We start from the raw sequence: 8,821 nt of genomic DNA, 5'->3' as shown, positions 1-8,821 counted from the left end.
GTGGAACGGCCTACGTCGCATGCATGACTTCACGCTCGCTTGGCGAGCGTTCGGCCGTGCCGAACAATGACGACTTACGTATAACTGACAGAGTCTAGTAGGCCAGGTTATCACCTGGCATCCCGCCGATGCTTTGGAACAAAGCGAGGCGGTTTAACCTGCATTCTCGAGTTCGCAGTTCACCGGCCAGTCACCTCGCCAGGTGGAACCTGGCCTACGTTGACGTCTGCTGAATGCCTTCACGCAGCGTAGCCGGATTCGCCAAGAATTCGGTCGAGAAGAATCTGGAACGTCTGAATTCTGGCGAATTCAGCTACATGCACTGGACACCAAGCGACTTCAGTTCGAGACCGTTTGCTTGACGTGCAATCGCAGCGTTGGCGGGCTGGCGGTTGGGTGGGTTCGACTGGCGAATCCGTGGACGTAGCTTTGCGTTTGATTCACGGATGTCAGCCGGGTGATCACCAGCGTCGGTGTGGAGCCCAAATTGTCCTGCAAGAATTGTTGCAACCGAGGGTCGGCGATCACAAATTGTCCTTGCGGTTTCGACTGTGGAATCACGAACTCACCGAGTAGCTGCACTTTATCTGGATCAAGCTTGTGAGTCTTCAATTTCCTGCCGGGGAAGTTGCTTCGATCAAGAGTCTGAGAATTCCAATCGGTGTTGTGCTCGGGCTTCACGCCGTAGATGTGGAAGGTGGAGTCCGGCAACAAGGACGTGTAACCCATTCTTGTGTGAACGCCTTCAAGCCGAAGCTCAACCCCTGACAATTCCGAGATTTCCAATCCTTGGAGGTCAAAACGAATGAACGCCTTTCGATTCCAATGAGGTTCGCTGTCCGCACGCTTGACCAGCAGCACATGATCGGGTGTGGGAAAGGAGTCGCCTTCTCGCCGTTCGCCTGAAGTGACATCGCCCTCGTCACCATCACCGTAGGCGGAGCTGATGTGAAGCACTTTGTCTAAGGTGGTCGGAGTCATGGCATTCTGTTGGTCTTCCCCTTCCTTTTTCGGGGCAAACGTTTCCAAGGCATGAACGGAGGCAAACGCTCGGCTGGCTCCTTCGAGTGTTAGCTGTCGTCCCGTTTTGGTATGTTTGACATCGACCTTGCCTTCCAGGACGTCAAGCCGAGCGTCACCGACGTTATCGACAAACACGCCAAACTTGGTGCCTCGATCGGTAATCTCAGCCCGAGGTGTTTCGACCACGAAGCCCTCGCCACCATCACTGACCGATCCGACGATGCTGCCTGAATGAAGCCGGCAGCGTTCGGCGGAGATGAGTTCGATATCAACCGGCCCTTCCATCGAAACTGTCGCGTGAGGGAATTGCAATTCCGCGATTCCTGAGATCAAACGCAAGCGTCCCGATGTCAATTCTTGTCCAACGGTGGTCGGCAAAGTCCCAGTGCCCCAATGGCAATCTGTTGATGAGAGAATTGTTGCGACGGATCGCGGTTTCAATGTCATCCATTCCCATCCCACTGCCGCAACAAACAAAAGGCTTGCCGCAATCAACGGCATGTAGCGGACGAAACGAGACGTACCCGCCGCTGATGTTGTTGGGTGGACTGTGGGCGAAGGGCGGTTTGGGATGCCATTCCAGATCAACGCTGCATCTTGGTTGGCATGTTCGATGTAGTCGTCGAGCCATTCATCCGAGGAGTGCAGCAATCGTTGCAATTCCTCCGTTTCAGCTGGCGATGCGACACCATCCAAAAACGCGTCTCGCAATTCGTTAAATCGTTCACGCTGGGTCATTGGAGCCAACTCCTTCGTGCGAGAGGGTGCGGTCAACACATGCGTGAAGTGTCTCACGAATACGATGCAACATTTTGTAGACGGCATCCACGCTGGAGCCCATCTCGTCTGCGATATTTTCCACCGGGACCCCCTGTCGATAACGTTGCTCCACAAATTCCCGTTTTCGCTCGGGAAGTTTCTGAACACAGTTTTCCAAAGCGTCCAATCGATGTTGCAAGTAGGCCGATCGTCGTTCTTGCCGTTCGGAAATTAGCATCATGGTGTCCGTATCGAAGTGGGGACGTTTGGCACGTCGCTTCGATGTGAAGGCTCGCACTTGATTGAGTGCCACCGTGCAGGCCCAAGCTTTGAAATTCGTTCCCATTTCGAATCGTTCGTATTCTCGCCAAAGCACGAGGTTGGTCTCCTGCAATACTTCATCCGCATCCGTTCGATTGGGAATGAGCGAATGGATGTAATAAAACAGCGATCGTTGGGACTCAGTAAGCAACTGAACGAACTCAGTGGTGGCCTGGTCGTTGTCGCTCATCAGTCTTTGATTGGATTCAGTCACCGCGCTGTTTCGCATGGGAGATCATCGGTCTGCCGAGGATGCGGATGGTTGGGGAAGGTCGATCTTCGCCAAGAACAGATCCGCGATGTTTCTAGCGGTCGAGATGTTCTCCAAGTCGTAGCGAATGTTGCCGTCGCTCTCGGATCCTCCCCCGTGTCCCGTCAATTCTAAGATTGCATGGGGACTCTCGCTATCGACATCAATGAGAGCCGTATAGAGCAACGAAGGCTGGCCCCATTCGCGTTCTTGCCAGTCGTCGCTGGTGTCTCCGGGCAAATTGAATTCCACGCAAACGACAAAGCGATTGCCTTTCCCCGGTTGAAGATATGGATCCAGTTCGAAACGGTGGTTTTGTGTGGCACCTGATAGTCCGTCGATGTCGCCGTCGGGATCAACCCCAGAGACAATCGTGTATGCGTGCCGCCAAATCGGAAGCACATCGCTTCGGCGAAGAACCGAGTCCACGCCAGAACTTTGTGTGCGTGGAACGACTTCGCCGTAGGCGATTCCTTCGTCCAGGTACAGAGTTTCAATCATGGTGCCCGTGGTGGATTCAACCCAGGCGGCCGTCACCGGCAGTTGGTCGAGCGACGTCGAATAGCCCAGATGAATCGAAAGCGTCGCGTCGTCTTCCTGCTTTGGTTTCCGCACGACGATTCGTTGATGTGGGCTCGTTTGTCCAAAGCCCACCAATGACGAGGTTCGCACAATCTGGGTTCGTTGCCGAGTCTCATAGCTTTGGTCCATCAACCAATTGGTAGGCGGGACCGCGGCAACCGAGGCAACCAGAACCACCGCCCAAAACCCAAGCACGCTAGCCTTGCGCATCAGCCCCATCGCTTTTGACTGCCTCGATGCAATGGATCGAAAGTAGGTGAGTCGGCTCAACACATGCTTTGTCACCAAGACGACACACACGACCCCGGAAACCACATGCAATCGCGTGTTGGTTTGCGAAAATGGCAGCGTGAACGCCAGCACCCCGGTGACCATCAGGGTGCTGAACGAAAACAGCAAGGCAAGATTGACCCAGTGTCTCATCAGGACGAGCGATCCTCAAAACCGATCAGACCGCGGAGTTCTCGGACATGCTTCCGCCCAACTTCCCGTGGCGTTGTTTGGTAGGCCTTGCACAACGAAGCGGCGTACCCGGTTGCAACTCCCATTTGCCCGCAAGTGTTCATGACGCGAGGTCCAGCCAATCCAATGTGGGAACAACTGAAACACCGTCCGGCCATCATCAGATTGTCGATGTCCTTCGAATACAGACTTCGGAATGGAACGAAGTATTCACCACCGGTTTTGTAGAACAACGCCTTGGACAAGAAATCGACCAGGTTGCCTTGCAAGACTTGTTGGTAGTGTGAGTCAATCTCGCGAGTTTCCACCACCACCGCATCCTCAAATTCGCGTCGTTCAGCGGCATCTTTCATCGTATAGATGTGATCGCCCATCAGACGCCGTGATTCGCGTTTGCCACCGACAAACGAAACCCATTTCAATGTCCAGGGTGCATTCTTGGGATGGCGTTTGGCATTTGCAAACGATCCGTAGATTGCACGCAACATGTGGTCACGGATCGTTTCCGCATCGTCGATTTGGTCCAAATCGTTGTTGGAGTATTCCCAGTACCATTCCCCCGCGGTCGCTTCGTGATCCTTTGCCACCGGCATGGCCCAAGGCACATCCGGGAAGTTGCTGCGTTGGTTTGTTTTCTCGGCGTTCCAAAGCACCGACGTTCCCATCACACGTTTGTCGGGAATTTCGGGACTCCAAAGATCGCCGTGCTTGTCCCAAGCTTCACCGAACTCCGTGTGCGATTCGCGTCCGACACGGTACTCTGCCCCGGCCCAGTATCCCAACCAGCCATCACCGGTCGCATCGACAAAGACCGGAGCGTAGAAGCGACGCAAAAGACCGGAGCCCACGTCCCTGGCTTCCACGCTTTCAATGCGGCCATCGTTCTTTGATAGTCCACACGCGACGTGCCCGGCAAACAGTTTGACACCCGATGCGGCCATGGTGGCCTCTCGTTTTTTCTGGTCCTTGATCGCCAGAGCGCTGCCGTTGGGGTAGTGCTCGGTGTCAATCTTTTTCAGGATCCCCGCCGCACGGCCATGGATGCCAAGCGTGTGAACTCGGACCTCTTCCGACGCATTGCCACCGAAGATCGGCCGGTCTTGGATCAAAGCGACCTTCAGTCCCTGAGATCGTGCCGCGAGGGCCGCGCCGCAACCGGAGATTCCACCGCCGACGATGACCAGGTCGAATTCGAATTCATCGACCTTTCGTGCGGCGCGGCCGGTGACTTGATCTTTCCACTGAACCACTTCCGCGGCTTCGTTGGGCAGCGATGGCGCGGATGACTTCGAAAAGTAGACCGCGTCGCATCGGCCATCAAAACCAGTGAGGTCAGCGAGCTCGATCTTGACCTTGGTAGGATCATCGATCTGAACCGCACCGCCTTTTTGCCAATGCCAGCTCGTGTCTTCCGTCCCAAACTCGGGCGAGAGCGTTTCGTCGTTGACCGACACTTGGAAACGTCCAGGTGATTTCCATTCGCCCTGGCACCAATCGCGAGTCCGCACCCAAACGTGCCAAGTTCCCGCGGAAGGGAGTGCAACTTGGGTGGTCGCATTGGCGACAGGCTTTCCCATTCCGTGGGCCAACAGATAGCAGCCGCCCATTTGTTGGTAATGTTGTGTGTCGATTTTCCATCCGCCCAGTTCATCAAATTGACTGGACTCAACCAGAACACCGTCGGCAGCGGAGCCTGCCTTTGAGAACAGTTGTTCACTTCCCAGTACGTAACCCGGCGCCGTCGCTGATAGCACGCCCGCTCCTCCGACCACTCGCAGAAAGCCACGTCGTCCAATTCGGTTGTTTTTCATCGTTTCTCTGGTGTCGCTGGATGGAAATCGATTGATTGAATCGTCGACGCTGAACGCCCGATCCACGCAAACACAGAGTCCAACTCAGCCGTTTTTGGACAACTAAAAGGACCTATTTCAGCTTTTAAGAGAAAATTCTGTCCAAAAGGAAGCTTGCCCCCCTCTATCTGAGCGAGACACGAGTTCCATCGTGTTATTGGTGCCGAGTTTTAGGCGGCACAGTCGTTGTTCGTTCATTCAAAGGAGGCGTATTGTGAGAACAGACATGAAGCGTCATGCGTTTACGCTCGTTGAGCTGTTGGTCGTCATTGCAATCATTGGGGTTTTAGTCGGGCTGTTGCTGCCGGCGGTCCAGGCAGCTCGTGAAGCTGCTCGGCGGATGTCGTGCAGCAACAATTTCAAACAGATTGGCTTGTCACTGCACAACTATCACGCGGCATTCAACCGATTGCCACCCAATGGCACCGGTCCTTCGATGCCCGCTTTGAAGCAGCTCAGTGCCAACATTGGTCTGTTGCCGTTTCTGGAGCAGCAAGGTTTGTGGGAGATGATGTCCAACCCATTGATGCCCGAGGCTGGTGAATCAGCGTCGGATGCCCTTGCTTCGGGTGCGTGGCCACCATTCGGTCCTCGTCCGTGGCTCGACTTGAACGAATACGATCCTTACCAAATGCAAACACCGGCGTTCCGATGCCCTTCGGATCCCGGCATGTCGCCATTGGGAACCGGCATGACGAACTATGCGTTCTCGCATGGCGATGCGATCTTGCGAATCGGTTACCCGCCTTCGAACCAGTACGCCGATCAAGGCGTCTTTCGTGGTCTTTTCAAACGAGATGATCCACGCAGATTTCGAGATGTACTCGACGGTCTATCCAACACCATCGCGATGGCCGAGATCATGACGAATCTGGGCGACCGCAGTGTTGGTGGTTCCGTTGTCAACCTCTCGCACTTCCCCGCTGATGACTCGATGGGATCCGATCTGACGATCTGCACCGCGGTGATCGATCCCAATCGTCCTCAGTTCATCGAGAGCAGCGTCCCGTTATGGGACAGCGGAGGAACATCACGTGGCGGTCGCTGGTGGAACTATCACTTGATGATCACGGGAATGAACACCGTGCTTCCTCCGAACTCACCAACCTGTCCGATGGGATGGGGAACGGGTTGGCAGTCGGGTGTGTTCAGCTCGGCAAGTCACCATCAAGGTGGCGTGCATATCTTGTTGGCGGACGGGGCGGTGAAGTTCGTCACCGACTCCATCGAAGCGGGCAACCAACAAGCCCAAAGCATTTCAAAGAACTACGGCAACCTGGGACAGAAAAGCCCCTACGGATTGTGGGGAGCTCTCGGTTCCATTTCCTCCAAAGAAACGATTGAAGGACTCGAATGATGAATATGAAGCAAGCAATCGCCGCACTGTGTATCGCCTTGGGCCTATTGGGTTTGACCGCTTGTGCACCGGGCGGCGGTGACGCGGAAAAGTTGACAGCTCCCGAAGGCATCGACTGGGAAGCCATCGAAGCGGAAGGCGGCGCGATCGCTGACGCACAAAGCGAAGGCGAGTAGAGCGTTCGGAATCGAATCAGTGTTCACCTCGGTGTTTGGTCGCCGAGGTGAACGCTGGTTTGACCTGGGAATCATCTGGCCGTAGCCGGATTCGCCAAGAATTCGGATGCGACGCAACTGGAACATCTGAATTCCGGCGAATCCAGCCACATGCATTCACGTAGGCCAGGTCTCACCTGGCAACCCAGCCGATGCTTTGGAACAAAGCGAGGCGATTTAGCATTCATCCGCGAGTTCGCGAGGCTCCGTCCGGTCACCTCGCCAGGTGGAACCTGGCCTACGTCGACGTCTGCTGAATGCCGTCACGTATCGGCGATGAATGGAATGTGGGACGGATCAGGGTTTGTTCCAGGTCACTGGCTTGCGGCGGTTCGGGTACAGTTCCCGACACAGATCACAAACCCGTCCGTCACAGGCTCGTGCGGTGCAGAATTCTCGACCGTAGAAGATGATTTGCAGATGCAATTTGTTCCACGTTTCTTCGGGGAACAACTGTTTCAAGTCTCGCTCGGTTTGCACAACGCTTTTGCCGCTGGACAATCCCCATCGTTGGGCCAATCGATGGATGTGCGTGTCGACAGGAAAAGCGGGAAAGCCAAACGCTTGCGACATCACCACGCTGGCAGTTTTGTGCCCGACGCCCGGCAATGCTTCCAGCTCTTCAAACGTGCTGGGTACTCGGCCTTCGTGCAAATCGATCAGCATCCCGGACAACTTGGCCAGGGCCTTGGCTTTCTGCTTTGAAAGTCCCAGCGGCCGGATGATTTCGAGGATTCCATCTTCGCCAAGCTCACGCATCTTCGATGGCGTTCCGGCAACCGAAAACAACTCCGGCGTGATCTCATTGACCTTTTTGTCGGTGCACTGCGCACTCAACAAAACAGCGACCAACAACGTGAACTCGTCGGTGTGGTCCAGCGGGATCGGCGGGTCAGGATAGAGCGTGTTGAGACGCTCGAGGACAATGGTGGCACGTTCTTTTTTCAACATCGCCACACTATACCGAATCGTCTGGATATACCCAGTGATCAGATTTGGTAGTTCACTTCGGGACGCAGCTCATCAGCAGGCTCGTCCGAGCCACGCACTTTCAGCTGCGGCTTTTCAAGCACCACCGTTGTGCCCGGCGAGACCGTGCGAGTGATCCAAACGCTGGACCCGATCACCGATTCACGACCGATCACCGTGCGTCCACCGAGAATCGTTGCGTTGGCGTAGACCACCACGTCGTCTTCAATGGTTGGGTGTCGTTTCTGACCACGGATCAGTTGACCATCCGCGTCGGTGGGGAAGCTGAGTGCTCCCAGCGTGACGCCCTGGTAGAGCTTGACGTGTTTGCCAATGTGACAAGTTTCGCCAATCACCACACCGGTTCCGTGATCGATGAAGAAGTATTCTCCGATCGTGGCACCCGGGTGAATGTCGATGCCCGTTTCTTTGTGCGCCCATTCCGTCATCATTCGAGGGATGAAGGGAACGTCCAACTGAACCAATTCATGAGCGATCCGGTAGACCGTGATCGCTTCGAATCCAGGGTAGCAAAAGACGACTTCATCGGTCGTTTGACAAGCTGGGTCGCCGTCATGAGCGGCTTGCACATCGGTTGCGAGCATCTCTCGAAGCTTGACGATGCGTTTCAGCATCTCGATCGCCATGGCTTGGCCTTTGGCTTCGAAATCGATGTCCGTCTCGCAATCCTTGTGATTCTGCAGCACCCGGTGCTCGTGCCGCAAGGCGCGAGCGATCTGGGTCGTCAGTTGATCATGCAAGGAGTCGATCAAACCGCCAACGTGGTAACGAATGTTGCCAGCGTGCAAGTTCGTATGACGCTTGTACCCGGGATACAGGATGTCCTTGAGATCCAACAGGATGTCAACGACAGCGGTGTAGCTAGGCAATGGGCAGTGCCCCAAATGATTGATTGAATCATCGGAGGTGTATGTGCTGACGATTTGCTCGGTCAGCTCAGGTAACTGCTCTTTCAGCCGAAAATCGGATGCCACGCCTAAACTCCCTCGGGCGACTGCGGAACATTCTTCAC

The 8,821-nt window shown here is 55.1% G+C and carries 8 protein-coding genes and 1 pseudogene; 3 read left to right on the top strand and 6 right to left on the bottom strand.

Annotated features, from left to right (window positions below; all coding sequences use genetic code 11):
* Positions 1-97: 97 nt before the first annotated feature.
* Positions 98-157 (top strand): annotated as a pseudogene (locus CEE69_RS33785) (DUF1589 domain-containing protein); the annotation flags it as partial.
* Between the two features lie 182 nt (positions 158-339).
* Here the strand turns inward: CEE69_RS33785 and CEE69_RS29710 are convergent.
* Genes CEE69_RS29710 through CEE69_RS29695 form a run of 4 tightly spaced genes read right to left on the bottom strand, consistent with a single transcriptional unit; the run spans position 340 to position 5,208 of the window.
* Complete coding sequence (locus CEE69_RS29710) at positions 340-1,761, bottom strand: FecR domain-containing protein (RefSeq protein ID WP_099264153.1); 1,422 nt, start codon at positions 1,759-1,761, stop codon at positions 340-342.
* Positions 1,748-2,332 (bottom strand): sigma-70 family RNA polymerase sigma factor, encoded by a 585-nt coding sequence (locus tag CEE69_RS29705; protein ID WP_099264152.1) that lies wholly within the window; start codon positions 2,330-2,332, stop codon positions 1,748-1,750. The genes CEE69_RS29710 and CEE69_RS29705 overlap by 14 nt, the downstream gene beginning before the upstream one ends.
* Before the next feature lie 6 nt (positions 2,333-2,338).
* Positions 2,339-3,358, bottom strand: a complete 1,020-nt coding sequence (locus CEE69_RS29700) for a DUF4405 domain-containing protein (protein WP_099264151.1) — start codon at positions 3,356-3,358, stop codon at positions 2,339-2,341.
* Positions 3,358-5,208 (bottom strand): FAD-dependent oxidoreductase, encoded by a 1,851-nt coding sequence (locus tag CEE69_RS29695; RefSeq protein ID WP_099264150.1) that lies wholly within the window; start codon positions 5,206-5,208, stop codon positions 3,358-3,360. Before CEE69_RS29695 ends, CEE69_RS29700 begins: the two co-directional genes overlap by 1 nt.
* Before the next feature lie 253 nt (positions 5,209-5,461).
* On the opposite strand from CEE69_RS29695, the gene CEE69_RS29690 reads away from it, so the two are divergent.
* Positions 5,462-6,604, top strand: a complete 1,143-nt coding sequence (locus tag CEE69_RS29690; RefSeq protein WP_233215785.1) for a DUF1559 domain-containing protein — start codon at positions 5,462-5,464, stop codon at positions 6,602-6,604.
* Positions 6,601-6,780: a hypothetical protein gene (locus CEE69_RS29685; RefSeq protein ID WP_099264148.1), complete on the top strand. Its 180-nt coding sequence runs from the start codon at positions 6,601-6,603 to the stop codon at positions 6,778-6,780. Before CEE69_RS29690 ends, CEE69_RS29685 begins: the two co-directional genes overlap by 4 nt.
* A gap of 336 nt (positions 6,781-7,116) precedes the next feature.
* Here CEE69_RS29685 and nth read toward each other — a convergent pair whose 3' ends face one another.
* Together nth and CEE69_RS29675 are read right to left on the bottom strand one after the other, a co-directional pair.
* Positions 7,117-7,776 (bottom strand): endonuclease III, encoded by a 660-nt coding sequence (nth, locus tag CEE69_RS29680; RefSeq protein ID WP_199169988.1) that lies wholly within the window; start codon positions 7,774-7,776, stop codon positions 7,117-7,119.
* A gap of 32 nt (positions 7,777-7,808) precedes the next feature.
* The gene (locus CEE69_RS29675; protein WP_099264146.1) at positions 7,809-8,783 is read right to left on the bottom strand and encodes a serine O-acetyltransferase; all 975 of its coding nucleotides are present in this window, start codon (positions 8,781-8,783) and stop codon (positions 7,809-7,811) included.
* Positions 8,784-8,821: the final 38 nt, after the last annotated feature.

Source organism: Rhodopirellula bahusiensis (assembly GCF_002727185.1).
Lineage (GTDB): Bacteria > Planctomycetota > Planctomycetia > Pirellulales > Pirellulaceae > Rhodopirellula > Rhodopirellula bahusiensis.
This window is presented reverse-complemented; position numbering and strand designations above follow the sequence as displayed.